This window comes from Pseudomonas sp. CF161, from assembly GCF_000416215.1.
Classification (GTDB): domain Bacteria; phylum Pseudomonadota; class Gammaproteobacteria; order Pseudomonadales; family Pseudomonadaceae; genus Aquipseudomonas.
Window position 1 is genome coordinate 70,791 of sequence record NZ_ATLP01000032.1, and the last position, 25,319, is coordinate 96,109.

The 25,319-nt window shown below is 55.7% G+C and carries 25 protein-coding genes and 2 pseudogenes; 14 read left to right on the forward strand and 13 right to left on the reverse strand.

Annotation, left to right across the window (positions count from 1 at the left end):
- Positions 1-133: 133 nt before the first annotated feature.
- The 4 genes from CF161_RS02440 to glyQ all read right to left on the reverse strand — a co-directional run bounded on the left by CF161_RS02440 (position 134) and on the right by glyQ (position 4,538).
- Positions 134-904: a 1-acyl-sn-glycerol-3-phosphate acyltransferase gene (locus CF161_RS02440; RefSeq protein WP_020294964.1), complete on the reverse strand. Its 771-nt coding sequence runs from the start codon at positions 902-904 to the stop codon at positions 134-136.
- Between the two features lie 82 nt (positions 905-986).
- A complete protein-coding gene (gene gmhB, locus CF161_RS02445; RefSeq protein ID WP_020294965.1) occupies positions 987-1,520 on the reverse strand; it encodes a D-glycero-beta-D-manno-heptose 1,7-bisphosphate 7-phosphatase in 534 nt (177 codons plus the stop codon).
- A gap of 10 nt (positions 1,521-1,530) precedes the next feature.
- Positions 1,531-3,588 (reverse strand): glycine--tRNA ligase subunit beta, encoded by a 2,058-nt coding sequence (glyS, locus tag CF161_RS02450; protein WP_020294966.1) that lies wholly within the window; start codon positions 3,586-3,588, stop codon positions 1,531-1,533.
- A complete protein-coding gene (gene glyQ, locus CF161_RS02455) occupies positions 3,585-4,538 on the reverse strand; it encodes a glycine--tRNA ligase subunit alpha (RefSeq protein ID WP_003213601.1) in 954 nt (317 codons plus the stop codon). The genes glyS and glyQ overlap by 4 nt, the downstream gene beginning before the upstream one ends.
- Before the next feature lie 81 nt (positions 4,539-4,619).
- Here glyQ and tag point away from each other — a divergent pair, with 81 nt between their 5' ends.
- The 3 genes from tag (at position 4,620) to CF161_RS02470 (ending at position 6,425) form a co-directional block, all read left to right on the forward strand.
- Positions 4,620-5,183, forward strand: coding sequence for a DNA-3-methyladenine glycosylase I (gene tag, locus CF161_RS02460; protein WP_020294967.1), 564 nt, complete (start codon positions 4,620-4,622; stop codon positions 5,181-5,183).
- 42 nt (positions 5,184-5,225) lie between these two features.
- Complete coding sequence (locus CF161_RS02465; RefSeq protein WP_020294968.1) at positions 5,226-6,113, forward strand: lysophospholipid acyltransferase; 888 nt, start codon at positions 5,226-5,228, stop codon at positions 6,111-6,113.
- 72 nt (positions 6,114-6,185) lie between these two features.
- Entirely contained in the window at positions 6,186-6,425 is a 240-nt protein-coding gene (locus CF161_RS02470) for a hypothetical protein (RefSeq protein WP_020294969.1), read from the forward strand.
- Between the two features lie 53 nt (positions 6,426-6,478).
- On the opposite strand, the gene CF161_RS02475 is transcribed toward CF161_RS02470, so the two are convergent.
- From CF161_RS02475 to def, 5 genes are all read right to left on the reverse strand, one after another.
- Positions 6,479-6,796: a tetratricopeptide repeat protein gene (locus CF161_RS02475; RefSeq protein ID WP_020294970.1), complete on the reverse strand. Its 318-nt coding sequence runs from the start codon at positions 6,794-6,796 to the stop codon at positions 6,479-6,481.
- A gap of 97 nt (positions 6,797-6,893) precedes the next feature.
- On the reverse strand, positions 6,894-8,267 hold the full coding sequence (gene trkA, locus CF161_RS02480; RefSeq protein ID WP_020294971.1) for a Trk system potassium transporter TrkA: 1,374 nt from the start codon (positions 8,265-8,267) through the stop codon (positions 6,894-6,896).
- 22 nt (positions 8,268-8,289) lie between these two features.
- Positions 8,290-9,615 (reverse strand): 16S rRNA (cytosine(967)-C(5))-methyltransferase RsmB, encoded by a 1,326-nt coding sequence (gene rsmB / locus CF161_RS02485; RefSeq protein ID WP_020294972.1) that lies wholly within the window; start codon positions 9,613-9,615, stop codon positions 8,290-8,292.
- Positions 9,612-10,571, reverse strand: coding sequence for a methionyl-tRNA formyltransferase (gene fmt / locus CF161_RS02490; protein ID WP_020294973.1), 960 nt, complete (start codon positions 10,569-10,571; stop codon positions 9,612-9,614). The genes rsmB and fmt overlap by 4 nt, the downstream gene beginning before the upstream one ends.
- A gap of 69 nt (positions 10,572-10,640) precedes the next feature.
- On the reverse strand, positions 10,641-11,147 hold the full coding sequence (gene def, locus CF161_RS02495) for a peptide deformylase (protein WP_020294974.1): 507 nt from the start codon (positions 11,145-11,147) through the stop codon (positions 10,641-10,643).
- A 155-nt stretch (positions 11,148-11,302) separates the two neighbouring features.
- Here def and CF161_RS02500 point away from each other — a divergent pair, with 155 nt between their 5' ends.
- The 7 genes and pseudogenes from CF161_RS02500 to CF161_RS31985 all read left to right on the forward strand — a co-directional run bounded on the left by CF161_RS02500 (position 11,303) and on the right by CF161_RS31985 (position 16,977).
- Positions 11,303-12,331 (forward strand): LysM peptidoglycan-binding domain-containing protein, encoded by a 1,029-nt coding sequence (locus tag CF161_RS02500; protein WP_043228457.1) that lies wholly within the window; start codon positions 11,303-11,305, stop codon positions 12,329-12,331.
- Between the two features lie 88 nt (positions 12,332-12,419).
- Positions 12,420-13,112: pseudogene (locus tag CF161_RS02505) on the forward strand (DNA-processing protein DprA); the annotation flags it as partial.
- Positions 13,113-13,238: 126 nt separating this feature from the next.
- On the forward strand, positions 13,239-13,781 hold the full coding sequence (locus CF161_RS31980; protein ID WP_084471617.1) for a TIR domain-containing protein: 543 nt from the start codon (positions 13,239-13,241) through the stop codon (positions 13,779-13,781).
- 38 nt (positions 13,782-13,819) lie between these two features.
- Positions 13,820-14,089, forward strand: coding sequence for a hypothetical protein (locus CF161_RS32725; RefSeq protein WP_156882641.1), 270 nt, complete (start codon positions 13,820-13,822; stop codon positions 14,087-14,089).
- Between the two features lie 29 nt (positions 14,090-14,118).
- Entirely contained in the window at positions 14,119-14,532 is a 414-nt protein-coding gene (locus CF161_RS32730) for a hypothetical protein (RefSeq protein ID WP_032628472.1), read from the forward strand.
- A 47-nt stretch (positions 14,533-14,579) separates the two neighbouring features.
- On the forward strand, positions 14,580-14,966 hold the full coding sequence (locus tag CF161_RS32735; protein ID WP_156882642.1) for a hypothetical protein: 387 nt from the start codon (positions 14,580-14,582) through the stop codon (positions 14,964-14,966).
- A gap of 310 nt (positions 14,967-15,276) precedes the next feature.
- Positions 15,277-16,977, forward strand: a complete 1,701-nt coding sequence (locus tag CF161_RS31985; protein WP_177326746.1) for a replication endonuclease — start codon at positions 15,277-15,279, stop codon at positions 16,975-16,977.
- 3 nt (positions 16,978-16,980) lie between these two features.
- Here CF161_RS31985 and CF161_RS31990 read toward each other — a convergent pair whose 3' ends face one another.
- From CF161_RS31990 to CF161_RS02510, 3 genes are all read right to left on the reverse strand, one after another.
- A complete protein-coding gene (locus CF161_RS31990; RefSeq protein ID WP_084471623.1) occupies positions 16,981-18,507 on the reverse strand; it encodes a relaxase/mobilization nuclease domain-containing protein in 1,527 nt (508 codons plus the stop codon).
- Positions 18,507-19,253 carry a hypothetical protein gene (locus CF161_RS32740; RefSeq protein WP_156882644.1) on the reverse strand — a complete coding sequence of 249 codons (747 nt, stop codon included), beginning with the start codon at positions 19,251-19,253 and terminating at the stop codon, positions 18,507-18,509. The genes CF161_RS31990 and CF161_RS32740 overlap by 1 nt, the downstream gene beginning before the upstream one ends.
- A 328-nt stretch (positions 19,254-19,581) precedes the next feature.
- Positions 19,582-21,252 carry a recombinase family protein gene (locus tag CF161_RS02510; RefSeq protein WP_020294979.1) on the reverse strand — a complete coding sequence of 557 codons (1,671 nt, stop codon included), beginning with the start codon at positions 21,250-21,252 and terminating at the stop codon, positions 19,582-19,584.
- 42 nt (positions 21,253-21,294) lie between these two features.
- On the opposite strand from CF161_RS02510, the pseudogene CF161_RS02515 reads away from it, so the two are divergent.
- Positions 21,295-21,720: pseudogene (locus CF161_RS02515) on the forward strand (DNA-processing protein DprA); the annotation flags it as partial.
- Positions 21,721-21,775: 55 nt separating this feature from the next.
- Positions 21,776-22,333 carry an L-threonylcarbamoyladenylate synthase gene (locus CF161_RS02520; RefSeq protein ID WP_020294981.1) on the forward strand — a complete coding sequence of 186 codons (558 nt, stop codon included), beginning with the start codon at positions 21,776-21,778 and terminating at the stop codon, positions 22,331-22,333.
- 64 nt (positions 22,334-22,397) lie between these two features.
- Here CF161_RS02520 and CF161_RS02525 read toward each other — a convergent pair whose 3' ends face one another.
- Complete coding sequence (locus tag CF161_RS02525) at positions 22,398-23,375, reverse strand: quinone oxidoreductase (protein WP_020294982.1); 978 nt, start codon at positions 23,373-23,375, stop codon at positions 22,398-22,400.
- 168 nt (positions 23,376-23,543) lie between these two features.
- Between CF161_RS02525 and hemF the strand changes: the two genes are divergently transcribed.
- Entirely contained in the window at positions 23,544-24,461 is a 918-nt protein-coding gene (gene hemF, locus CF161_RS02530) for an oxygen-dependent coproporphyrinogen oxidase (RefSeq protein WP_020294983.1), read from the forward strand.
- 18 nt (positions 24,462-24,479) lie between these two features.
- Positions 24,480-25,301, forward strand: a complete 822-nt coding sequence (aroE, locus tag CF161_RS02535) for a shikimate dehydrogenase (protein WP_020294984.1) — start codon at positions 24,480-24,482, stop codon at positions 25,299-25,301.
- Positions 25,302-25,319 lie beyond the last annotated feature (18 nt).

Here is a 25,319-nt window from a genome sequence, read left to right on the forward strand (position 1 = left end):
GCGAGGGGCTTCGAAAAACTTATGCACGTTTTTCGGCGTTTTATGAGCTTCGGAAATATGTATATAAATCATAAATTTACGAAGCTATTTCGCCAATAAGACAGAAAACCGTACACAGGTTATCCACAGATACTCAGGACGCCAGCGACTCCGCTTCGGCACTCACAGGCGGCAGCGAACCCATGTCCCGTTGTGCCTGTTCGTTCCAGGCCTGGACCCGGTCGTTCAGGGTGGCAATGGCCCGTGGTCCCGAGCCTTCGGCGTACATCGGCTCGCCAATCACCACGGTGATGGTGCCGGAGCGCTTGGCCCAACCGGCCTTCGGCCAGAACTTGCCCGCGTTGTGGGCAATCGGCAGTACCGGCAAGTTGGCATTCACCGCCAGGGCGCTGCCACTGCGGGAAAATTTGCCGATCTGGCCGAAGGGCACCCGGGTGCCCTCGGGGAAAATCAGTACCCAGACGTTATCCTTGAGCAGTTCATCGCCCTTCTTGGCGACCACTTTCAATGCGGCCTTGGGGTTGTCGCGGTCGATGGCGATCGGGCGCAGCATGGCCATGGCCCAGCCGAAGAACGGCACAAACAGCAACTCGCGCTTGAGCACCTGGCTCAGAGGTTCGAAGTAGGCCGAGAGAAAAAACGTCTCCCAGGTGCTCTGGTGGTTCGACTGAATCACGCAGGGGCGGTCCGGGATGTTTTCGGCGCCTTTGACTTCAAAACGGATGTCGAGAAACACCTTGGTCAGCCACAACGCGCAGCGGCACCAGTAAACGTTGATAAAGCGGTAGCGCGCCTTGAACGGCAAAAAAGGCGCGATAAAAAAGCTCAGGGAACACCACAGCAACGAGCTGGTGCCCAGCAGCAGGTAAAAGAAAAAAGTTCTGATGGCCTGCACGATCGACATAGCGGCATTTACCGTTGCGGGCACTGCCCGCCTATTAAAAGCGCACCCCCGAACAGTCCTTGATCAGGATTTCAGAAGAGCTTTAGTGGTGGATAAGTTCAGCGGCAACAGCCGCCAGGTCGTCAAAAATCAAGGTGCCAACCGGCAGGTTCAAGCCCTGGGTCTTTGTGCCTTTCCCGGTTTTTACCAAAACTGGCTGAGAGTCGACGGCCTTGGCCGCTTCCAGGTCACCGAGACTGTCGCCAACAAACCATAGACCGGCCAGGGGCACCTGATAGTGCTCGGCAATGGCGTGCAGCATTCCCGGCTTGGGTTTGCGACAGGCGCACCCCTCATCGGGACCGTGGGGGCAGTAGACGATCAGCCCGACCTCGCCACCCTGCTCGGCCACCAGCGCCCGCAGGCGCTCATGCATGGCGTCGAGGGTGGCGATATCGTAGTAGCCGCGAGCGATGCCCGACTGGTTGGTAGCGACCGCTACCGTCCAGCCGGCCTTGCTCAACTGCGCGATGGCCGCGATCGATCCGGGGAGTGGGTGCCACTCCTCCACCGACTTGATGTAAGCGTCGGAGTCGTAGTTGATCACCCCGTCCCGATCGAGAATCAGCAGTTTCACCAGCAGCCCCTCAGCCCAGCAGCGAGATGTCGGCAACGCCCAGGAACAAGCCCCGCAGACGCGCCAGCAGCGCATAGCGGTTGGCTCGCACGTTGGCGTCTTCAGCGTTGACCATCACCGCTTCGAAGAACGCATCCACCGGCTCGCGCAAGGCGGCCAGGCGGGCCAGGGTCTCACTGTACTGACGTGCGGCAGCCATTGGCTGCACCGCTTGATCCGCTTGCTGGATTGCCGAATACAGGGAGAACTCGTTGGCGTTGTCGAAGTACTTGGCTTCCACGGTGCTCGGCACGCTGCCTTCGACCTTGCTCAGCAGGTTCGATACACGCTTGTTCACGGCGGCCAGTGCGGCGGCTTCCGGCAGTTTGCGGAAGGCCTGCACGGCTTGGACGCGCTGGTCGAAATCCAGCGCCGAGCCCGGCTTCAGTGCGCGCACCGAGAGGTAGGTGGCCACGTCCACGCCTTCATCTTCATAACGCGCACGCAGGCGATCGAAGACGAATTCCAGCACCTGGTCGGCCAGGCCGGCGGTCTTGATCTTGCTGCCGAAAGCGTTGACGGCGAAGGCCACGGCTTCGGTCAGGTCGAGGTCGAGCTTTTTGTCGATCAGGATGCGCAGCACGCCCAGGGCCGCACGGCGCAAGGCGTAGGGGTCCTTGCTGCCGGTCGGGAGCATGCCGATGCCGAAGATCCCCACCAGGGTGTCGAGCTTGTCGGCGATGGCCACCGCCGCACCGGTCAGGGTGCTCGGCAGTTCGGCCGCGCCGGCGCCACGGGGCATGTACTGCTCGTTCAGCGCCAGGGCCACATCTTCCGGCTCGCCGTCATTGAGGGCGTAGTAGTAGCCGGCGACGCCTTGCATCTCCGGGAACTCGCCGACCATTTCGGTGGCCAGGTCGCACTTGGACAGCAGGCCGGCACGGGCCGCGCGCTGGGCGTCGCCACCGATGCGTGGGGCGATGAAGGCGGCCAGCTTGGAAACCCGCTCGGCCTTGTCGTAGACGCTGCCGAGTTTTTCCTGGAAGACCACGTTCTGCAGGCGCAGGTTGAAGTCTTCGAGCTTCTGCTTTTTGTCCTGCTTGAAGAAGAACTCGGCATCGGTCAGGCGCGGACGAACGACTTTCTCGTTACCGGCGATGATCTGCTGCGGGTCCTTGCTTTCAATGTTGGCCACGGTGATGAAGCGCGGCAGCAATTTGCCGTCGACGTCCAGCAGGCAGAAGTACTTCTGGTTGTCCTGCATGGTGATGATCAGGGCTTCTTGCGGCACGTCGAGGAAGCGTTCTTCGAACGAGCACACCAGCGGCACTGGCCATTCGACCAGGGCGGTCACTTCATCGAGCAAAGCTGGCGGCACGATGGCTGTGCCTTCCTGCAGGCGCGCCAGCTCTTCGGTGCGCTTGCTGATCAGCGCGCGACGCTCGTTGGCGTCTGCCAGCACATAGGCGCCGCGCAGGTCGTCGAGGTAGCTGGCCGGCGAGCTGATGCGCACGGTTTCCGGGTGATGGAAACGGTGGCCACGGGATTCACGGCCGGCTTTCTGGGCCAGGATGGTGCAATCGATGACCTGGTCACCCAGCAGCATCACCAGCCATTGGGTCGGACGCACGAACTCTTCTTTGCGGGCACCCCAGCGCATGCGCTTGGGGATTGGCAGGTCGTTCAGCGAGTCTTCGACGATGGTCGGCAGCAGGCTGGCGGTCGGCTTGCCCTTGATGCTCTGGCTGTAGCGCAGTTTCGGGCCGCTCTGGTCGATCTCGCTGAGCTCGACGCCGCATTTCTTGGCGAAACCCAGGGCCGCCTGGGTCGGGTTGCCTTCAGCGTCGAACGCCGCTTGGCGTGGCGGGCCGTCGAGGTTGATGCTGCGATCGGGCTGCTGGGTGGCCAGCGCGGTGATCAGGACCGCCAGGCGCCGTGGCGCGGCGTAGACCTGTTTGGCTTCAAAGCCCAGGCCAGCGGCCTGCAGGCCTTTCTCGATGCCGGCCAGGAAGGCTTCGGCCAGGGTATTCAGGGCCTTGGGTGGCAGTTCTTCAGTGCCCAGTTCAACCAGGAAATCTTGCGCACTCATTGTGCCGCCTCCAGCTTAGCCAACACTTCGTCACGCAGGTCCGGGGTCGCCATCGGGAAGCCCAGCTTGGCACGGGCCAGCAGGTAGGCTTGCGCAACGGAACGCGCCAGGGTGCGCACTCGCAGAATGTATTGCTGGCGCGCGGTTACCGAGATGGCACGGCGGGCGTCCAGCAGGTTGAAGGTATGGGAAGCCTTCAACACCATTTCGTAGCTCGGCAACGGCAGCGGCTGATCCAGCTCGATCAGGCGCTTGGCCTCGCTTTCATAGAAGTCGAACAGTTCGAACAGCTTCTCGACGTTGGCGTGTTCGAAGTTGTAGGTCGACTGCTCCACTTCGTTCTGGTGGAACACATCGCCATAGGTCACCTTGCCGAACGGGCCGTCGGCCCAGACCAGGTCGTACACCGAGTCCACGCCCTGCAGGTACATGGCCAGGCGTTCCAGGCCGTAGGTGATTTCGCCGGTGACCGGGTAGCACTCGATGCCGCCGGCTTGCTGGAAGTAGGTGAACTGGGTGACTTCCATGCCGTTGAGCCAGACTTCCCAGCCCAGGCCCCAGGCGCCGAGGGTTGGCGACTCCCAGTTGTCTTCGACGAAACGGATGTCGTGCACCAGTGGGTCCAGGCCCACGTGCTTCAACGAACCCAGGTACAGCTCCTGGAAGTTGTCCGGGTTGGGCTTCAATACCACCTGGAACTGGTAGTAGTGCTGCAAGCGGTTGGGGTTTTCGCCGTAGCGGCCGTCAGTCGGGCGACGACTGGGCTGCACATAAGCGGCGTTCCAGGTTTCCGGGCCGATAGCCCGCAGGAAGGTAGCGGTGTGGAAAGTGCCGGCGCCTACTTCCATATCGTAGGGCTGAAGTACCACACAACCTTGCTCGGCCCAGTATTGCTGGAGGGCGAGGATCAAGTCTTGGAAGGTACGCACGGCTGGCGTAGGCTGGCTCACGAAATTCACCTGTTACTTGGGCTGCGATTTAAGGAGCGGGAGTATACCCGATTCGGTCGTGCGCACGCCCCCTGGAGCCTTATGCCACGCTGCTTTTGGTGTTCCGATGATCCGCTGTACATGGCTTATCACGATCAGGAGTGGGGCGTGCCGCTACGCGATGCGCAGCGCTTGTTCGAGTTGTTATTGCTCGAAGGGTTCCAGGCCGGGCTGTCATGGATCACCGTTTTGAAGAAGCGCGAGCGCTATCGCCAGGTGCTGTTCGGCTTCGATGTGCAGCGGGTGGCGCAGATGAGCGATGCCGAAATCGACGAGCTGATGCTCGACCCCGGGATCATCCGCAACCGTCTCAAACTCAACGCCGCGCGGCGCAATGCCCAGGCCTGGCTGGAGCTGGAAGACCCGGTGGGCCTGCTCTGGTCGTTTGTCGGCGGGGTGCCCAAAGTCAATCATTTCAAGGACCGCAGTGAAGTGCCGGCGGTCACGCCCGAGGCCCAGGCGATGAGCAAGGGCCTGCAGAAAGCCGGCTTCACGTTCGTCGGACCGACCATCTGTTATGCCTTGATGCAGGCCTCGGGCATGGTCATGGACCACACCCGTGACTGTGATCGCTACGCCATCCTCGCCAACGCGCGGTTAGAATAGCCGGCTGCGACTAGGTCATGACCAACAGCTCAGGAGTCACGTGTGGATAAGTTCAAAGGCGCCCTGCTGGTGGGCGCTCTGCGGTTGTTTGCCCTGCTGCCGTGGCGCGCAGTGCAGGCCGTCGGTTCGGCCATCGGCTGGATCATGTGGAAAACCCCCAACCGTTCCCGCGATGTGGTGCGGATCAACCTGGCCAAGTGCTTCCCCGACATGGACCCCGCCGAACGCGAGCGTTTGGTGGGACAGAGCCTGAAAGACATCGGCAAGTCCCTGACCGAAAGCGCCTGCGCCTGGATCTGGCCGGCCCAGCGCTCCATCGACCTGGTGCGTGAAGTTCAGGGCCTGGAGGTGCTGAAGGAGGCCCTGGCCTCGGGCAAGGGCGTGGTCGGCATCACCAGCCACCTGGGCAACTGGGAAGTGCTCAACCACTTCTACTGCAACCAGTGCAAACCGATCATTTTCTACCGTCCGCCCAAGCTCAAGGCGGTGGACGATCTGCTGCGCAAGCAGCGGGTGCAGTTGGGCAACCGCGTTGCCGCGTCCACCAAGGAAGGCATCCTCAGTGTCATCAAGGAAGTGCGCAAAGGGGGGGCAGTGGGGATTCCCGCCGACCCGGAACCGGCTGAATCCGCCGGGATCTTCGTGCCCTTCTTCGCCACCCAGGCGCTGACCAGTAAGTTCGTGCCGAATATGCTGGCCGGCGGCAAGGCGGTGGGGGTGTTCCTGCACGCCCTGCGCCTGCCTGACGGTTCAGGCTACAAGGTGATCCTCGAAGCGGCACCCGAAGCGATGTACAGCACCGACACCCAGGTGTCCTGCGCGGCCATGAGCCAGGTGGTGGAGCGCTACGTGGCGGCGTATCCGAGCCAGTACATGTGGAGCATGAAACGCTTCAAGAAACGTCCGCCCGGCGAAGAGCGCTGGTACTGACAAGAGCTGGCATGATCTGTGGATAACTTCATGCCTGAAGTTATCCACACCTGACGAGCAAGGGCGCAACAGATGTCCGATCAGCGTAAATCCTTCCGCATCACCATCCAGCACGAAAGCTTCGGCGAGTGCCTGGGGCAGACGCGCAACCTGTCGTCCAGCGGCGTGTATGTGCAAAACCCGATCCTGGCCGCCCTGCCCAAGGGCGCGGTGGTCTATGGACAGGTCCAGGGCTTGCCGGTCATCGCGCCGCGAGTGCGCATGGAAGTGGTGCAGGTCGACGCGCAAGGCATTGCGCTGCGCTATCTCTGACCCCTCCAACCGCCGCATCCGCGGCAGTGGCTACAGGGTTGAGGAGCGGGGATTTACGCCTGGGACTGGCGCTCGAGCTTTTTGAGGAAGACGGTCATTTCCTTTTCTGCCTGCTTGTCGCCATGGCCACGGGCGGCTTCCAGGCCCTGTTCCCAGGCCTGGCGTGCGGCCGGGTAGTCGGCCTGGGCCAGGAAGGCCTTGCCCAGGAGCTTCCACGCCGCCGAGTACTTGGGGTCGAAGGCCACGCAACGTTGCAGGTGCTCGGCGGCTTTGGCGGGTTCGCCGAGGTCCAGGTAGCCCTTGCCCAGGCCGAAGCGCAACAGGGCGTTATCCACACCCTTGGCGAGCATTTTTTCCAGGGAATCGAGCATGGTCTTGGGTCCTGTGGAGAGTGTTGGCGGTGCAAGAAGCACCGCACATGGGGCAACGCGCCCGAGCCTGGGGCAGCCGCCACAGGCGCGCGCGGGGTTAGAAGAAGCTCAGGCCGACGTGGAACAGTTTTTCGACGTCGCGGATGTGCTTTTTATCCACAAGGAACAGGATCACGTGGTCGCCGGCCTCGATCACCGTGTCGTCGTGGGCGATCAGCACTTCTTCATCGCGAATGATCGCGCCAATGGTGGTGCCCGGCGGCAGGCCGATGTTCTCGATGGCGCGCCCGATCACCTTGCTCGACTTGGCGTCGCCATGGGCGATGGCCTCGATCGCCTCCGCCGCCCCCCGGCGCAGGGAGTGCACGCTGACGATATCGCCGCGGCGCACGTGGGCCAGCAGGGTGCCGATGGTGGCCAGCTGCGGGCTGATGGCGATGTCGATATCGCCGCCCTGGATCAGGTCGACGTAGGCCGGGTTGTTGATGATGGTCATCACCTTCTTTGCCCCCAGGCGCTTGGCCAGCAGCGACGACATGATGTTGGCTTCGTCGTCGTTGGTCAGGGCCAGGAAGATATCGGCGTCGGCGATGTTCTCTTCCAGCAGCAGGTCGCGGTCCGAGGCGCTGCCCTGCAGCACCACGGTGCTGTCCAGGGTGTCCGAGAGGTAGCGGCAGCGCGCCGGGTTCATCTCGATGATCTTCACCTGGTAGCGGCTTTCGATGGCCTCGGCCAGGCGCTCGCCGATCTGCCCGCCGCCGGCGATGACGATGCGCTTGTAGGATTCGTCCAGGCGGCGCATCTCGCTCATCACTGCGCGGATGTGGGCCTTGGCGGCGATGAAGAACACCTCGTCGTCGGCCTCGATCACCGTGTCGCCCTTGGGCATGATCGGCCGGTCACGACGGAAGATCGCCGCCACCCGGGTATCGACGTTCGGCATGTGCTCACGCAACTGGCGCAGTTGCTGGCCCACCAGCGGGCCGCCGTAGTAGGCCTTGACCGCCACCAGCTGCGCCTTGCCTTCGGCGAAGTCGATCACTTGCAGGGCGCCGGGGTGTTCGATCAGGCGCTTGATGTAGTTGGTCACCACCTGCTCGGGGCTGATCAGCACGTCCACCGGGATCGCGTCGTTGTCGAACAGGCCGGCGCGGGTCAGGTACGCGGCTTCGCGCACCCGGGCGATCTTGGTCGGGGTGTGGAACAGGGTGTGGGCGACCTGGCAGGCGACCATGTTGGTCTCGTCGCTGTTGGTCACCGCCACCAGCATGTCGGCGTCATCGGCACCGGCCTGGCGCAGCACCGTCGGGAACGAGGCGCGGCCCTGCACGGTGCGGATGTCCAGGCGGTCGCCGAGGTCGCGCAGGCGTTCGCCGTCGGTGTCGACCACGGTGATGTCGTTGGCTTCGCTGGCCAAGTGTTCCGCCAGGGTGCCACCCACCTGCCCTGCGCCGAGGATGATGATCTTCATCCAGTCACTCCCTTAAACCCGGTTAACCGCGCGCGGCGGCGATCTTGATCAGCTTGGCGTAGTAGAACCCGTCATGGCCGCCTTGCTGAGCCAGCAACTGGCGACCGTGGGCTTGCTTCAAGCCGGCCGCAGGCTGCCCGTTTTGCCCGGCGATGTCCAATTCGCGAGCACCCGGGGTGCGCCCCAGGAACGCTTCGATCACCTCGGTGTTCTCGGTAGGCAGGGTCGAACAGGTGGCATAGAGCAGGATCCCGCCGACCTCGAGGGTTGGCCACAGCGCGTCCAGCAGCTCGCCTTGCAGATGTGCGAGGGCGGCGATGTCGTCGGCTTGGCGGGTGAGTTTGATGTCCGGGTGGCGGCGGATGACCCCGGTGGCCGAGCATGGCGCGTCCAGCAGGATCCGCTGGAACGGCTTGCCGTCCCACCAGGCCTGGGTGTCGCGGCCATCGGCGGCGATCAGTTCGGCGGCCAGCCCCAGGCGTTCGAGGTTTTCCCGCACGCGCACCAGGCGCTTGGCTTCCAGGTCGACGGCCACCACGCCAGCCAGCTTGGGCTCGACTTCAAGGATGTGGCAGGTCTTGCCGCCCGGTGCGCAGCAGGCGTCCAGCACCCGTTGCCCGGGGGCCAGGTCCAGCAGGTCGGCGGCCAGTTGCGCGGCTTCGTCCTGCACGCTGATCCAGCCTTCGGCAAAGCCCGGCAGGCCGCGCACATCGGCGGCGGCGTCGAGGACAATGCCGTCCTGGCTGTACACGCAAGGCGTGGCCGCCACGCCGGCGGCGCTCAGCAGCCCGAGGTAGGCATCACGGGAATGGTGACGGCGGTTGACCCGCAGGATCATCGGCGGGTGCGCGTTATTCGCCGCGCAGATGGCTTCCCACTGCTCGGGCCAGAACGCCTTGAGCGACTTCTGCAGCCAGCGCGGGTGAGCCGTGCGCACCACCGGGTCATGTTCCAGCTCGGCCAGCAGCGCTTCGCTTTCACGCTGGGCGCGGCGCAGCACGGCATTGAGCAGGGCCTTGGCCCAGGGCTTTTTCAGCTTGTCGGCGCAGCCCACGGTTTCGCCGATGGCGGCGTGGGGCGGGACCCGGGTGTACAGCAGTTGGTAGAGGCCGACCAGCAGCAGGGCCTCGACATCGGCATCGGCGGCCTTGAACGGCTTTTGCAGCAGCTTGGCGGCCAGCGCCGACAGCCGTGGCTGCCAGCGCGCAGTGCCGAAGGCCAGGTCCTGGGTGAAGCCACGGTCGCGGTCTTCGACCTTGTCCAGCTGGGTCGGCAACGAACTGTTGAGCGAGGCCTTGCCGTTGAGCACGGCGGCCAGGGCCTTGGCGGCGGCCAGACGCGGGTTCATTGGGCGTCTACCGTGTGACCGAGGACGGTGCCGATGGCGAATTTCTCGCGGCGGCTGTTGAACAGGTCACTGAAGCTAAGGGCCTTGCCGCCGGGCAATTGCAGGCGGGTCAGGCACAGCGCCTGCTCACCGCAGGCGACGATCAGGCCGTCCTTGCTGGCGCCGAGGATTTCACCCGGTGCGCCCTGGCCTTCAGCCCGTTGCGCGGCCAGGACTTTCAAGGCTTCGCCATTCAAGCTGCTGTGGCAGATCGGCCACGGGTTGAAGGCACGCACCAGGCGCTCCAGCTCAACGGCCGGGCGGCTCCAGTCGATGCGCGCCTCGTCCTTGTTCAGCTTGTGGGCGTAGGTGGCGAGCGTGTCGTCCTGCACTTCGCCGTGCAAGGTGCCGGCAGCCAGGCCGGCGATGGCCTGCACCACGGCCGGCGGGCCCATGTGCGCCAGGCGGTCATGCAGGCTGCCACCGGTGTCTTCGGCGGTGATCGGGGTGCTGACCTTGAGCAGCATCGGCCCGGTGTCTAGGCCGGCTTCCATGCGCATCACGGTCACGCCGCTCATCGCGTCGCCGGCTTGCACCGCGCGCTGGATCGGCGCCGCACCGCGCCAGCGTGGCAGCAGCGAAGCGTGGCTGTTGATGCAGCCCAGGCGCGGAATATCCAGCACCGCCTGCGGCAGGATCAGGCCGTAAGCCACCACCACCATCAGGTCGGGCTTGAGCGCCGCCAGTTCGGCCTGGGCTTCGGGAGCCCGCAGGGTCGGCGGTTGCAGCACCACGATGTCGTGTTCCAGGGCCAGTTGCTTGACCGGGCTCGGCATCAGTTTTTGCCCGCGCCCCGCCGGGCGGTCCGGCTGGGTGTAGACCGCAACGATCTCGTACGGGCTTTCGAGCAGGGCCTTGAGGTGTTCGGCGGCAAATTCCGGGGTGCCGGCAAAGACGATGCGCAGTGGCTCAGTCATGGGAATTCTCGGTGGTAAACATGCGGAAAAGAAAAAGGCTTGCTGCTGCAAGCCTTTGGAAGAAGGGCATCAAGCGTTCTGGCGATGCTGTTTTTCCAGCTTCTTCTTGATCCGGTCACGTTTGAGCGTGGACAGGTAGTCAACGAACAACTTGCCGTTGAGGTGGTCGCATTCATGCTGGATGCACACCGCGAGCAGGCCTTCGGCGATCAGCTCATACGGCTTGCCGTCGCGGTCCAGGGCCTTGATCTTGACGCGTTGCGGGCGGTCGACGTTTTCGTAGAAACCCGGCACCGACAGGCAGCCTTCCTGGTACTGCTCCATCTCGTCGGTGAGGACTTCGAACTCGGGGTTGATGAACACCCGAGGTTCGCTGCGGTCTTCGGAGAGGTCCATGACCACGATGCGCTTGTGTACGTTGACTTGAGTCGCAGCCAGGCCGATGCCGGGCGCTTCATACATTGTTTCAAACATGTCGTCGACCAACTGACGCACTTCGTCGTCCACTACGTCCACCGGTTTGGCGATAGTGCGCAGGCGCGAATCGGGGAATTCGAGGATGTTTAAAATGGCCATAGGCGTAATTGCTACACGTGTGAAGTAAGGGCGGAGTCGGTGGCCTTGCAGGTGCTGGACCCGGGCTACCGTTGCAAAACGTGCTCCAGCAGGAGGAGCGAGCCGCGCAGGCTCTGGCGTTTCACGCGAACGCACATAATAAAGGGATTCACCGCATGAGGAAATCACTACTCGCCTTGCTGCTGTTGGGCTGGGCCGCGATCGCCCAGGCGCAGGTGCCACTTCGGGAGGGTTATCCACAGCGCTATACGGTGGCCGCGGGCGATACGCTGTGGAGCATCGCCGGCCAATTCCTGCGTGATCCCTGGCAATGGCCGGCATTGTGGCAGGCCAATGCCCAGATCGGTGATCCCGACCTGCTGTATCCGGGCGATGTCCTGACCCTGGTCCAGGTTTCCGGCCAGCCGCAGCTCAACCTCGAGCGCGGCACCTCACGCGGCACCCTCAAGTTATCCCCACAAGTACGGCGTACGCCCCTGGTGGACGCGATACCGGCTCTGCCACTGCACGCCATCGACAGTTTCCTGCTGGGCAATCGCATTATCGAGCGCGAAGAGGATTTCCAGCAGGCGCCCTATATCGTTGCCGGCGATGCCGAGCGGGTCCTGGCCGGCAGCGGCGACCGGGTGTTCGCGCGCGGGCATTTCGACGCGGGGTTGCCTGCGGCCTATGGCATCTTCCGCCAGGGCAAGGTCTACCGCGATCCGCAGAGCCAGGAGGTATTAGGCATCAATGCCGACGACATCGGCGGCGGCGAGGTGTTGGCGCTCGACGGTGACCTGGCGACCTTGGCCCTGCAACGCACCACCCAGGAGGTGCGCCCGGGGGATCGCCTGTTCCCCAGCCAGGCCCCGTCCGCGGCAGAGAACTTCGTGCCCAGCGCGCCGGATCGCCCCGTCGACGGCTTGATCATCGATGTGCCACGCGGCGTGACCCAGGTCGGTGCCATGGATGTGGTGACCCTGGACAAGGGCCGGCTGGACGGCCTGGCACCCGGCAACGTGCTGGCGGTGATGAAGACCGGCGAAACCGTGCGCGACCGGGTCGCCGGCGGACAAGTGAAGATTCCCGACGAACGTGCCGGGCTGCTGATGGTGTTTCGTACCTATGACCGGCTGAGCTATGGATTGGTGCTCAGCGCCTCGCGTTCGCTGGCAGTGCAGGACAAGCTGCGCAACCCTTGAGGCAGGCCGTTCCTCAACAAGTTACCAACAGAGTTATCCACAGCTTATTCCCGCCACAGCGGCGCTTATAACGATCAAGGATGATCCTATGACCCAGCCTGTCACTGCCCAGGTTTCCCCTGCGGAACTGGAAGCGCGTTTACGTTTGCATCGCCTGCCGGAGCTAGGTCCGAGGCGTTTTCAGCGCTTGCTCGACGCCTTTGGTTCGGCCTCCAAGGCCATCAGCGCGCCGGCCAGTGCGTGGCGTGCCCTGGGGTTGTCCCAGGCCTGTACCGAGGCCCGGCGCAGCGCCGAAGTACGGGATGGCGCCAGTCGTGCATTGGCCTGGCTTGAGCGTCCGGGCCAGCATTTGCTGCTGTTGGGCGAGCCGGGCTACCCGGCGTTGCTCGCGCAATTGCCCGACGCCCCACCCCTGCTGTTTGTCGCGGGTGACCCTCGGATCCTGGAAAAACCGCAGTTGGCGATGGTCGGCAGCCGCCGCGCGTCCAAGCCCGGGATGGACACCGCGAGGGCTTTTTCCCGCAGCCTCGCCGGAGCCGGTTTTGTCATCACCAGCGGCTTGGCTCTGGGCATTGACGGTGCGGCCCATCAGGCGGCACTGGATGTTGACGGGCAAACCGTGGGCGTGCTCGGCACCGGCCTGGAAAATTTTTATCCACAGCGCCACCGGGCCCTGGCCGAGGCGATGATTGAGCGCGGCAGCGCGGTGGTTTCCGAGTTCCCGCTGGAGACCGGGCCCCAGGCCAGCCACTTCCCACGGCGCAACCGGATCATGATTGGGTAAACTATTTATCCGAGTGAAAAATCTAGCCAATTTACCTGCATGTACGCGACATGGTGGTGATGATGGAGGCATTTCGCTATGCTCAAAAAATGGTCAATTCGCCACGCACACGGATAGGTAAAAATGAGGAAACCCCGCGTATTTTTAGCATCTTCGGTTGAGGGGATGCCTGTAGCTGACGCTATCAATGAGTGCCTAGACTATGACGCCGAAATTGTGCACTGGAAGGCCGGGTTCAGTCTGTCCAGTAATACAATAGACAGTTTAATGGAAAAATCCCGAACGGTAGATTTTGCGATTTTCGTTTTCACTCCCGATGATATATCAACTATTCGAGAGCAAAGCCATATTGTAGCAAGAGATAACGTTCTATTCGAACTTGGTCTCTTCATCGGTATGCTAACAAAAGAACGATGCTTTATTGTTAAGCCTCGGGATATTAACCTTCATTTTCCTACCGACTTGCTAGGTCTAACTCCGGCTGACTACGATGGTAATCGTTCAGATAAGGACTTAACGCAGGCAGTTGGCGCGCCGTGCAACAAAGTTAAAAAAGAGATTGTTCGACTAGGTTTAGCTACTGATGATATTGAAATCATTAAAGCCCAAACTAAAAAACCGGATTCAGTTATGAAGTTGGCGAAACCGAATTACGTTTACTATTAGAAGTGTTTGAAAAAGGCCTCCACAATGTTGAAGGTGTGATGTCTAGTGATATATTCAACAATGCTAACTCGCAAGAGTTCTATTCCATTGCTGTCATTAAGTTGGAACGGTTAGGGCTTATTGAAAAGGAAGTGCGAGCAGACAATATGTATGAGTATTACACATACTCTATAACACCTGACGGGCAAGAGTACATTTTAGCTAATGAAGCAAAGATAAAAGCTTCTCGAAAACCCAAGCCTGCTGTAAAGCCAACCAAACCAAAAGACAAAGCATTTGACTCTTTTGATGATGACATACCATTTTGAACCGTATAGTGAGTATTTGAAGGAGAAAAATGAAGCTACCTACAGACCTCAAAGTTTTAGACGCGATATACAAAGAGTATTATGAAGCGTATAGCAACTATCGGGAAGGAGAAGAAAACGGACGTGGCGGAAAAGCCTATATGCCAATCGATATAAAGCTTATTGCGTCAAGACTGAACGTAGATGCAGGTATTGTTTTCGGGCGGCTGTATAATCATTTAAACAGACTTCACTCTTATGTAAATGATGACGAGCGAAAATCGAAAGTGCCACTCTTTGCTTTACAGGTTGGTAGTGATGTTCACTGCATACACTTCCCACTAATGTCTTCGATTTTAGCAGGGCTAGAATCAGAGAAAAGTAAATTTCTTACAACTACTTGGATTTCAGGAGTTGCCATTATAGTTTCTGTAGCTGCTTTGGGTGTTAGCATATTTAAGTGAAGCTGGATAGAAGTGCTACAATTGAGAGATAATAATCTCTAATTGATATGGAAGATGTCTTTAAATTCTTTGTGGTTCTCGGTGCGCTTTGCATTGCAGTAAACACTGGTTATTTTAAAAATAACGATGTTCAGCAAGGCACTGTTATCGAAGCTAAAATCTCGGCAAAGGATAGGCTGACTGACAAAGAGAGAAAAGAGTCTGTAAGAGCTTTCCAAAAGGCCGCTAACGACTGTAAAAGCAAAGACTCACTTGATGAGCGTGGTAGTACATTATTACAGACAAGTCACTCATTTAATTTTAAGGCTGGGACCTGTGAGGAAGCAAAAACATTATGGACTTTAAAGGATGAAGATTTCTGGAGAGAACCTGAATATATTAGTAAGGGTATTACTGTAAAAAGCTACTCCCTCCCAACAAATCCTTATTTCTAATAATTAGTCGAGGGGGCTGTGCTTCCTGACTGGTAATAACCTAATGCAATGTATAGCTGAGCCGCCAGGCTAATGCTTTTGATTTTCTGCTGTTGATTTTGCTCTTCTTGGATAATTCTAAAACAACTCTCACAAAATAGATAAAAGCCATATAATAAAAGGGTTTTATCATTTAGTTCAAACGACTGTTTGGTTTTTCGACTCTATCAATTAAAACGATTGTTTTAATTTAGGTCAGAAAAAAAGAGCCGAAGCTCTTGTGTTTTTCTTACAAATGTTAAGATGTAGCTACCAAACAAACAACTTAACAATGATTTACAATAACAGCATACCATTTTATTTCCAATGCGCAATATCAAAAGAACGAAATAAAGAAACTTTTCTCAATAAGTTACACTCTCATTTCGAAGCTAAAAAACTAATTAATGAAATATCAAATTTCAAAAAAACCGGCTTCGACCACGAAAAAACCCTGCAAGAACTTAATTCAAGCTTAAAGCCGGTTAACGCCAGCAGCAAACTTGTATCTAATCTTCAAGAAGTATGTACGTCTTTCTACGAGATGGAAGTGCTTGTAAGGACGAAAGCGTTGTGTACAGCAACTCAAAAAAACAAGTTACGATATACAGAGTCCTTATCGTCTTTTCGTCAATGGGATAGGGACGCAGTTTGTCTTGCGATTGTGATTAATAAACTATTTTTGCATATAACTAAAAGCACGAAACTAACAAAAAAAGTAATCGAGCTTTCAATGTGTAAAATCACTCGCCAAGAGATGTTAAACATTGAGCTAATACAAGGCGTTAAAATTAGAGACTTGAAAGCAAGCGGGACGATATTAGACAAGCTCGATAAGTACTATGAAGATGAAAATTTGATTTATGAGTTTGATTTGAACTTGTGCAGCAACGACGAAAAAAGACGGTTCAACGGCTTTCAGAAACACAAAAGAATAATAAGAAAAATCAGAGTTAGGGAAAATGAACTGATACAGCTTTCTGAAAAAGCGATTGGCTCTAATAATAATTATTGCAGTAAAATCGCACTGGACTATCGTAATTTTGTAGATGAATGTCAGAAAGATTATCTACTTAATTCATACATCCAATATGGCGATGACGTTTCGACTCAAAAGCCATTAGCTGATGTTGCAATGACTCCTGAACGACGTGTTTCAGAACTATACTCGTGTGTAAAAAATATGGAGCTTGTTGCAGAACAAAGAAAATATGTATGTTTATTTTTAACTGCGACTTGCCCGGCATCATTTCACGCAAACCCTAGATTCGGAAAAAATACGTGGGATGGTTCAACTCCTCGCCAAGCATCTGATTATTTGAGCAAGAAATTAGATGAGTTGAGCAAAGCTCGCAATCGTTACGAGCTTAATGATTTTGGGCTTTGGACGAAAGAATTACATAAAGACCAGTGTCCGCATTTGCACGCATTATTATTTGTTTGTCCCACAAAAGCCGATGATTTAATACTTCATATCAATAGAATTTTCAAGCATTCAGAAAAATCAACGACCATTGAAATAATATCTGCTGAACAAGCTAAAAAACACGGTAAGAAAAAAGCATCTGCATCTACTTATGTAATGAAATATCTAATCAAAGCAATACAGAACCCCGATAGTGAGTCGTTAAAAGTAAAGGCGGGCTGTATGATTTGGGGCATAAGACGCTATGGGTTTTTCGGAGTTGAGCGAGCAATATCAGTCTGGCGAAAATTTAATCGCTTCGTAAAAATGGAAGAGTGGCAAATAAAACTTGAACTTAAACACCCTGTTTTTAGAAAATTAGCATCCCTGAGAAAAGAGTTAAAATTTTTAGATTTTTGTAAGGTCGCAAAAGAACGTCTGGAATGGATAACAGAGCTTAAAATTGTTGAGCGTCTATACGATTTTGAAGAAATGATGACCTTTAATGTTGGGTTGAGGGTTATAGGGTCCAATATAGAATTAGCGACGAAGATAGATTGTTCAATAATCTATAAAGACAAACCCTAAAATTTAGGGCTTATGTACTTTTAATGGTTGCAGTGGGTCAAGCCCCATTTCCCCTTGGCGGGTTAATTTTTCTAACAGTTTTCTATCAATCTCTTGATTGTCGAATATTTTTTCTGCCTTTGATTTTGTTTTCGTACCCGTAGACGTTGCGGGCTTTTCTTTTTCAGGCTTTTCAGGCTTTTCAGTTTCAGGTGCTTCAATATTTTCTGATACTGAATGGTTTGGGAATAAATCAGAGAATGAAACAGGCGTTTTAAATAAGTCATCGATTTCAAAATTTTCTTTTTTCAGTTCGTTAATATGACGTTCAAGAAGCTTGATTTTTGTCTTTGGGTATTTATCTTGATTGGCTTTTACACGCTCGAAAAGCGCAGATAAATCCGATTGAGTTGGTTGATAATTGGATACTTCTAAACCCATCATTGCGGAGACAAGCCAAGTTTTACGTTTAAAATCTTCCGACCCGGTGAGGTAAAACGGTCCTTTAGTACCTTTTGCGATCAATGCCTGCATTCCTGCTTTGATACTCATTTCATTTGGATTTGTGAAAGAAACACTATTGTCGTTGACTGTAAAACTGGCTTTGTACTTCTCATTTTTGCTTGTGTAGTTCACACCATCCACGGTTTGAAATTTTGTATAAAGGCTTTCACGGCGGTTAGGTTGTGGTTTTGGGTCTGTACCTGGACTCGAAGAAATTTCGCCTGATTCGTCGGGAGGTAACGGAGACTCAAAACGTAAGATTAACTCTGCAATGCCATTCTCATCAAACTTGTATTTTTCAATCAGCTTGCTCATTTGAAAGCCGATTGAACTTGGCTTTATAGATGTTGAACCTTTTGTGATGTAATAGCCCGATAGCTTGCTAGGGTCGGTTTTGCTATTGTTTGCACGAATAGTAAACCCTTCATCAATCATCGCCTTAAACAACGCCTCCGGCGTCTTGGCGTTGGAAATAATGCCTTTCAACTCGTTCTTATATTTTTTTTCATCAGATTCTTGACCAGTACGACTTTCGTACTGTTTAGAAGCATAATTAAGCCTAACGGGGTTTGGGTCATTTCTGCTTTCAGAGATTTTCTCGTTTTTGAGTGAGTATTTTTTTTCGAGCCTTTGGGCAAGATTTTCCAATGCTCGATAATTATCTTTCTTGAAAAAAGCCTTATGGTCGAAATCTCTATTTTCCATCACAAGGTGAAGATGTGGGTTGTTAGTGTCTCTATGAACGGCAAGCAAAAAATTACGATTATCACCAAAGTGGCGCTTTACCAACTCATTGCCAATCATTATTAACTTATCATCTGAAATATCTTGATGTTGTTCTTCAAACGAAACGATGTAGTGCATTTCATTGCTTTTCTGTTTTGCCGTTAATCTACTATTAAAATCTAACTCGATAGACTTTGCTGACTTATTAATATCACCCATATTTACGGGAATATTGCCACTGATGCGAGTGGCTTTCGTTAATACATAATTGGCCAGGTTTTTGGTGTTGGGCTGAATGCGGGGCACTTCTTTAATTAACATTATTTAGCCCCATCTATAAATGCTATTAGGTCAGCGCTCCCTTTGATTATATTGGGGTGAATTTTTTCTGAAAGAGCCCCTTGAAGATAATCGAGAATGTTTTTTATTATCGCCTCGCTATGCTTTTTCTCTACCACATAAGCATTTGCAGCTTCTCCGCATTTAACAAGATTATTATCTAATGCGAGATTTATAGATGGATTAGTAAACTCTTTCTCATAAACAGAAAACTCATCGAAGAAATTGCGTAGCAAATTATAAAAGTCTTGCTTTGGGAATTTCTCTTTATACTCGCTACATTCTTTTTCGGTGAAACTAATCGTGTATTGCTTCTTTCTTTCTGAATGACTATCGTCAAATAGCGAAGAATTTATAATCGCTGTAAAATCTGGTTTTGTGGATGTTTTTATTTCAAGCGTCTTGAATCGCAAACGACTAACATCGAGCTTCATCTTTATTAAATTTCGAAGGGTGTTGTTTATACGTCTGTTGATTTCAGGGTCAGCACTTTTGAATTGAGATAGATTAGTGCAGAGATTTGCCAGTATCTGATTGTACTTTGAAAACTCTTCAAAATTTCCATTTTTGGCTATCACGACATAGCTACGATTTTGCAGGGCGTATTGTTTAAATGCTTCTGAAAGTGAAAATTTCGAAACGGATAATTGGTTATATTCTCTTCGAAGCTGTTCGATTTGTTCGGCGTTAATTTCAGTTAAACGGGTACTTGCTTTGTATTTGCTCATTAGGGTTTTTGTTTGTTATGAGCATATTTTAGCATTTTGTTTTTCTAATGATGCCCTTTGCGCTGATTTATCAGCCGTGTGCTTTGCTGTGCTTTTAGATACGACCCTTGTGGGAGTATCGTGTCCCCGTAATTACCCCTTGTGGGTAATGGAGTGGGCGAGCATAAACAACCAAACGACGATAGTCGTGATGGTTTTTTATTCTGCTTGCTTCTTTTGATTTCGCTGTTGTCTGATTTAAGGATTGAAGTTTCGGATAGAAATTATTTAGAAGTGAAGCCCACTAAAGTCCGGAATTTATAATTCGGGAATTTAGTGGGCTGGGCTTTTAATGAACTGTCAGGTCAAACATAGTTTGCAAGTCGCCAATTTCATACTCTTCAAGAATATTTTTCAGTGGGAATTTTGTCACGTTATCACAAATTCTTTCATCCAAATCATCGCTTTTTCGGCGCATAGCAAACCCAGTTTTTCTTGTGATTTTTGAATGTCTAACAAGAAATATAATATCGTTGGCCTTGAAGAAGTAGTTTAACTTTGCCCGACCATCGTCAGTCATAAATAAATCAATTACTGTTTTAGTGTCGTTTATGTTTATAGTGTCTTCATCACTGGGTGCGTTATGGATTAATAATATTTCTTTATTGAGGGCTTCGATTTCTTTTTCGGTGTTAGATATTTCCTGAATAAACTTGGTGGGCACATTGTAATCAGCCTCAACCATTTGGATATTCATATTGTCGAGTTTAGTCCGCCTTGAAATCAGTTGCTTTTGCTTCTCTTCAAGAACCAAATTATTGTTTTCGGTATCCGCTTTTAACAGGCTGTTGATTTTTGGATTGATAAATCTCGCTTGGGTGGAAATCCCTTTAAAGTCTCGTTTAAATTCAGTGGCTATCCTATTAATCATCCTTATGCTTTCTAATAGCGAGCCTAAAACATATTCAAACCTGATATTGTCAGCAGTGCAAATATGCTTTTGAACCCTGGCATTATCGCATTTAAAGAAAGGGTAAATTTTCCCCTTGTATCTGCTTCCCCTGTGGTCGTAGTAAAGTTTACCGCCGCATTCGGCGCAAAATATACAGTGCTTGAAAATGTTAAAATCTTGCTCGGTTCTTCTTCCACTCCAATTTTTTTGCTTACGGTTCGACATTACATCAACCGCTTTATAAAATAGGCTTGGTTCGATTAGGTTCGGATAGTAGTTTTCTATAAAACCAGTTAGGATTTTTTTGGATTTGCCATCGGCAGTATATTCAATGCGATGCGTAGCCATGCAGCCAATAACTGTTTTGTGTTTGATTATTTTGTTTAGCGTTCCATTGTTCCACTTTTTTAACGATGTTTCGTTTATTTTTGTAATTGCTGTATTAATTCCGAATTGGAGCAGTAGTTCAAAAAGTCTTCGGATTTCTTCTTGTTCTTCTTTGTGGATTACGAATTTATTATTTTCGACCCGCAATCCATACGGGATGGATTTTCCCTTTTTGATTATCACCTCGCCATTTTCTGCCTTGGCTTTGCGTGCTTTCCAAGCGGATAATAAACGGTCTGATTTGGTTTCAGACTCTTCATTAGCCCTCTTCGCAATGAGGCTAATCATCAGAAGGTTTTCAAAATCTCGCGTTGGGTCATTATATGAATAGGTCTTTTTGTCCACTGTCGTATAAATGTTAATACCTTTCTTCAAAATCCCTTGCAGAAGCTCCACGCCATCCAAAACACGTTGCCGGGTGATACGGTCAATGCTTTCCACGACCAGAAAATCACCACGGCGGATGGCACCGCTTTGCATTCTGTCCAACATCTCTTTGAAATTGCCAGACCGGGCATTGTCGCCACGGAATGCGGATTTGCCCTTGTCGTACACGACTTCAACGATCTTCGTCCCTGTGGTCGTCTCAAACAGTTCCAGCGCCGTCAACTGGCGGTGTTCACTATCACCAGTGGCTTGGATGGCACGGGAATAGCGTATGTATGCGTAAGCTTTGGTCATTTTTTAACCATCCGAAATTTACTCGGAAAATAATAACACTCGATGATCAGCGGTTTGTCCCTGGGGGTGCTGGTGGTCGAGGCCAGTGTCGCCAGCGGTTCGTTGATCACCGCGCGCCTGGCGGCGGAACAGGGGCGTGAGGTCTACGCCATTCCGGGGTCGATTCATCACCCCGGGGCCCGTGGCTGTCATCAATTGATTCGCGATGGCGCGGTGCTGGTGGAGACCATCGAACACATCCTCGAAGCCCTGCGCGGCTGGCAGCACCTGGGGTTATCCACAGAGGCCCCGCCGGCTGTCGCGGAGCATCCGTTGCTAGAGTTGCTGCACGCGGCGCCGCAGACCAGCGAGGCCCTGGCCACGGCCAGTGGCTGGGCGTTGCCCAGGGTGCTGGGGGAACTCACGGAGCTGGAATTGGCAGGGCGCGCCGTCTGTGAGTCCGGTCGCTGGTTTGCGCGGGTGAGCTAGGTTTTACAGACAAGATCGGTAAACTGCGCACAGCCTTAATCCCGGAGAATCAGCAATGGTCAGCAGTTGGCGCGTGCAACAAGCCGCACGAGAAATTCGCGCAGGGGCGGTAATTGCCTACCCAACCGAGGCGGTCTGGGGCCTGGGGTGCGATCCATGGAACGAGGAGGCAGTGGATCGGCTGCTGGCGATCAAGTCGCGTTCGGTGGACAAGGGCCTGATCCTGATTGCCGATAACATCCGCCAGTTCGACTTTCTCTTCGAAGACTTCCCGGACACCTGGATCGAGCGCATGTCCAGCACCTGGCCCGGACCCAACACCTGGCTGGTGCCCCATCAAGACCTGCTGCCCGAGTGGATCACCGGCGTTCACGACACCGTGGCCTTGCGCGTCAGCGACCATCCGCAGGTGCGTGAGCTGTGTGCCTTGGTCGGGCCGTTGATTTCCACTTCGGCCAACCCCCAGGGCCGCCCTGCCGCACGCACGCGGATTCGCGTCGAGCAATACTTTCGCGGGCAACTCGACCTGGTACTGGGGGGGAATTTGGGCGGACGCAAGAATCCGAGCCTGATCCGCGACCTGGCCACCGGCAAGGTAGTGCGCCCTTCCTGAACCCCATCGCCGACAAGCAGGCTGCTCCGGGCCGTCTCCGGAGCAGGCTTGCCGGCGATGGCCGTCAAGGCAACAGCACAGTCGAGCCGGTGGTGCGCCGCGCCGACAATTCGGTGTGGGCCTTGGCGGCGTCGGCCAGTGGGTAACGCTGGCCGATCTCGATCTTCAGCTTGCCGCTGGCAATCATTGCGAACAGGTCATCGGCCATCAGTTGCAGGTTTTGCGCGTGATTGGCGTAGCTCGCCAGAGTCGGCCGGGTGACGTACAGCGAGCCCTTGGCCGACAGGATTCCCAGGTTGACCCCATCCACTGCACCCGAGGCATTGCCGAAGCTGACCATCAGCCCGCGTGGCGCCAGGCAGTCCAGGGAGGTCAGCCAGGTGTCCTTGCCCACGCCGTCGTAGACCACCGGGCATTTTTTGCCGTCGGTCAGTTCCAGCACGCGTTTGGCCACGTCTTCATGGCTGTAGTCGATGGTCTCCCAGGCGCCTAATGCCTTGGCGATGGCGGCTTTTTCCGGCGAGCTGACGGTGCCGATCAGTTTTACCCCCAGGGCCTTGGCCCATTGGCAGGCCAGGGAGCCGACGCCACCGGCCGCCGCGTGGAACAGCACGGTTTCGCCGCCCTTGAGCTCGTAGGTCTGGCGCAACAGGTACTGCACGGTCAGGCCCTTGAGCATGACGCCCGCCGCCTGTTCGAAGCTGATGGTGTCCGGCAGGTGCACCAGGTTCGCCGCCGGCAGCACATGCACATCGCTGTAGGCACCCAGCGGGCCGCTGCCATAGGCCACGCGGTCGCCGACCTTGAACTGGGTGACCTCGCTGCCCACGGCCTCGACCACGCCCGCGCCTTCGGCGCCCAGGCCTGATGGCAGGCTTGGCGGCGCATACAGGCCACTGCGGAAATAGGTGTCGATAAAGTTCAGGCCGATGGCCTTGTTGCTGACACGGACGTGTTGCGGGCCCGGCTCGGCGGGCTGGTAGTCCACATATTCAAGTACGTCGGGGCCGCCATGGGCACGGAACTGGATACGTTTGGCCATCTGCATTCTCTCCTCGGTCGTGTCGCGAAAGTGTCCTATCGGACTCCTCTGCTTGACCTTCGTCAACTGCGGCAGGCCGGGGTGCAGTGTTATGCTACGCGCCCATTTGCGCCGGCCCCTGCTTCATCCCTAGCGCCGCGTAGCTTTGCCCCGATTCAAGGTGATGCCATGACTACCCGCACCGAGGCCGTAAAAGCCTACCTGCTCGACCTGCAAGACCGCATTTGCGCTGCGCTGGAAACCGAAGACGGCGGCGCACGCTTCGTCGAAGACGCCTGGACCCGCCCCGCCGGCGGTGGCGGACGCACCCGGGTGATTGGCGACGGCGCGGTGATCGAAAAAGGCGGCGTCAACTTTTCCCACGTGTTCGGCAGCGGTTTGCCTCCTTCGGCCAGTGCCCATCGGCCGGAGCTGGCCGGTCGCGGTTTCGAGGCCCTGGGCGTGTCGCTGGTGATCCACCCGCACAACCCCCACGTGCCGACCTCCCACGCCAACGTGCGCTTCTTCATTGCCGAGAAAGAAGGCGAAGAGCCGGTCTGGTGGTTCGGTGGCGGTTTCGACCTGACCCCCTATTACGGCAATGAAGCGGACTGCGTGCACTGGCACCGGGTCGCCGAAAAGGCCTGCGCACCCTTCGGCGCCGATGTTTATCCACGCTACAAGGCCTGGTGCGACAGCTACTTCCACATCAAGCATCGCAGCGAGCCACGGGGCATCGGCGGCCTGTTCTTCGACGACCTGAACGAGTGGGACTTCGACACCAGCTTCGCCTTTATGCGCGCCATCGGCGACGCCTACATCGAGGCTTACCTGCCGATCGTCCAGCGCCGCAAGGCCATGGCCTACACCGCGCAGCAACGCGAGTTCCAGGAATTCCGCCGGGGCCGCTACGTCGAGTTCAACCTGGTCTACGACCGTGGCACCCTGTTCGGCCTGCAATCGGGCGGGCGCACCGAATCGATCCTGATGTCGCTGCCGCCGCAGGTGCGTTGGGGCTATGACTGGAAGGCCGAGCCCGGCAGCGAAGAAGCACGCCTGACCGAATACTTCCTGCAAGACCGTGACTGGCTGGCCGGTTCCGCTTGAACAAAAGGGCTTTAGCAGATGGATCAGTACGTCGTTTTTGGTAACCCGATCGGCCACAGCAAATCGCCGCTGATCCATCGCCTGTTCGCCGAGCAGACGGCTCAGCAACTGGACTACAACATCCGGCTGGCCCCCCTGGACGACTTCACCGGCAGCGCCCGGGCGTTTTTCGCCGAAGGCCGTGGCGCCAACGTCACTGTGCCGTTCAAGGAAGAAGCCTATCGCCTGGCCGACAGCCTGACCGAGCGCGCGCAACGGGCCGGTGCGGTGAACACCTTGAGCAAGCTCGCCGATGGCCGCCTGCTGGGGGACAACACCGACGGCGCCGGCCTGGTCCGGGACCTGACGGTGAATGCCGGGTTCAGCCTCAAGGGCAAGCGCATCCTGCTGCTGGGGGCCGGTGGCGCGGTGCGCGGTGCCCTGGAACCGCTGCTGGCGGAACAGCCGGCCTCGGTGATCATCGCCAACCGCACCGTGGAAAAGGCCGAGCTGCTGGCGGAGTTGTTCGCCGACCTGGGGCCGGTGTCGGCCAGCGGTTTCGACTGGTTGCAAGAGTCGGTGGACCTGATCATCAACGCCACTTCGGCCAGCCTCTCCGGCGATGTGCCGCCGATTGCCGGAAGCCTGATCGAGCCCGGCCACACCCTGTGCTACGACATGATGTACGGCAAGGAACCCACGCCGTTCTGCCGCTGGGCCACGGAACACGGCGCCACGCAGGTGATGGATGGCCTGGGCATGCTTGCCGAGCAGGCGGCGGAAGCCTTCTACCTCTGGCGTGGCGTGCGCCCGGACAGCGCGCCGGTGCTGGCTGAGTTGCGGCGGCAATTGGCGCAGTAACGGGCTGCACTAGTGTGG

Coding starts and splice junctions, on each gene's coding strand:
- CF161_RS32730 (WP_032628472.1), top strand. CDS start 14,119: ATGAAGCTACCTACAGACCTCAAAGTTTTAGACGCGATATACAAAGAG.
- CF161_RS32725 (WP_156882641.1), top strand. CDS start 13,820: ATGTCTAGTGATATATTCAACAATGCTAACTCGCAAGAGTTCTATTCC.
- CF161_RS02520 (WP_020294981.1), top strand. CDS start 21,776: ATGGTCAGCAGTTGGCGCGTGCAACAAGCCGCACGAGAAATTCGCGCA.
- CF161_RS31990 (WP_084471623.1), bottom strand. CDS start 18,507: ATGTTAATTAAAGAAGTGCCCCGCATTCAGCCCAACACCAAAAACCTG.
- CF161_RS02440 (WP_020294964.1), bottom strand. CDS start 904: ATGTCGATCGTGCAGGCCATCAGAACTTTTTTCTTTTACCTGCTGCTG.
- trkA (WP_020294971.1), bottom strand. CDS start 8,267: ATGAAGATCATCATCCTCGGCGCAGGGCAGGTGGGTGGCACCCTGGCG.
- CF161_RS32740 (WP_156882644.1), bottom strand. CDS start 19,253: ATGAGCAAATACAAAGCAAGTACCCGTTTAACTGAAATTAACGCCGAA.
- CF161_RS02525 (WP_020294982.1), bottom strand. CDS start 23,375: ATGGCCAAACGTATCCAGTTCCGTGCCCATGGCGGCCCCGACGTACTT.
- tag (WP_020294967.1), top strand. CDS start 4,620: ATGCCACGCTGCTTTTGGTGTTCCGATGATCCGCTGTACATGGCTTAT.
- CF161_RS02510 (WP_020294979.1), bottom strand. CDS start 21,252: ATGACCAAAGCTTACGCATACATACGCTATTCCCGTGCCATCCAAGCC.
- CF161_RS02500 (WP_043228457.1), top strand. CDS start 11,303: ATGAGGAAATCACTACTCGCCTTGCTGCTGTTGGGCTGGGCCGCGATC.
- CF161_RS02475 (WP_020294970.1), bottom strand. CDS start 6,796: ATGCTCGATTCCCTGGAAAAAATGCTCGCCAAGGGTGTGGATAACGCC.
- CF161_RS31980 (WP_084471617.1), top strand. CDS start 13,239: ATGAGGAAACCCCGCGTATTTTTAGCATCTTCGGTTGAGGGGATGCCT.
- rsmB (WP_020294972.1), bottom strand. CDS start 9,615: ATGAACCCGCGTCTGGCCGCCGCCAAGGCCCTGGCCGCCGTGCTCAAC.
- def (WP_020294974.1), bottom strand. CDS start 11,147: ATGGCCATTTTAAACATCCTCGAATTCCCCGATTCGCGCCTGCGCACT.
- fmt (WP_020294973.1), bottom strand. CDS start 10,571: ATGACTGAGCCACTGCGCATCGTCTTTGCCGGCACCCCGGAATTTGCC.
- CF161_RS02470 (WP_020294969.1), top strand. CDS start 6,186: ATGTCCGATCAGCGTAAATCCTTCCGCATCACCATCCAGCACGAAAGC.
- aroE (WP_020294984.1), top strand. CDS start 24,480: ATGGATCAGTACGTCGTTTTTGGTAACCCGATCGGCCACAGCAAATCG.
- hemF (WP_020294983.1), top strand. CDS start 23,544: ATGACTACCCGCACCGAGGCCGTAAAAGCCTACCTGCTCGACCTGCAA.
- CF161_RS32735 (WP_156882642.1), top strand. CDS start 14,580: ATGGAAGATGTCTTTAAATTCTTTGTGGTTCTCGGTGCGCTTTGCATT.
- CF161_RS31985 (WP_177326746.1), top strand. CDS start 15,277: ATGATTTACAATAACAGCATACCATTTTATTTCCAATGCGCAATATCA.
- glyS (WP_020294966.1), bottom strand. CDS start 3,588: ATGAGTGCGCAAGATTTCCTGGTTGAACTGGGCACTGAAGAACTGCCA.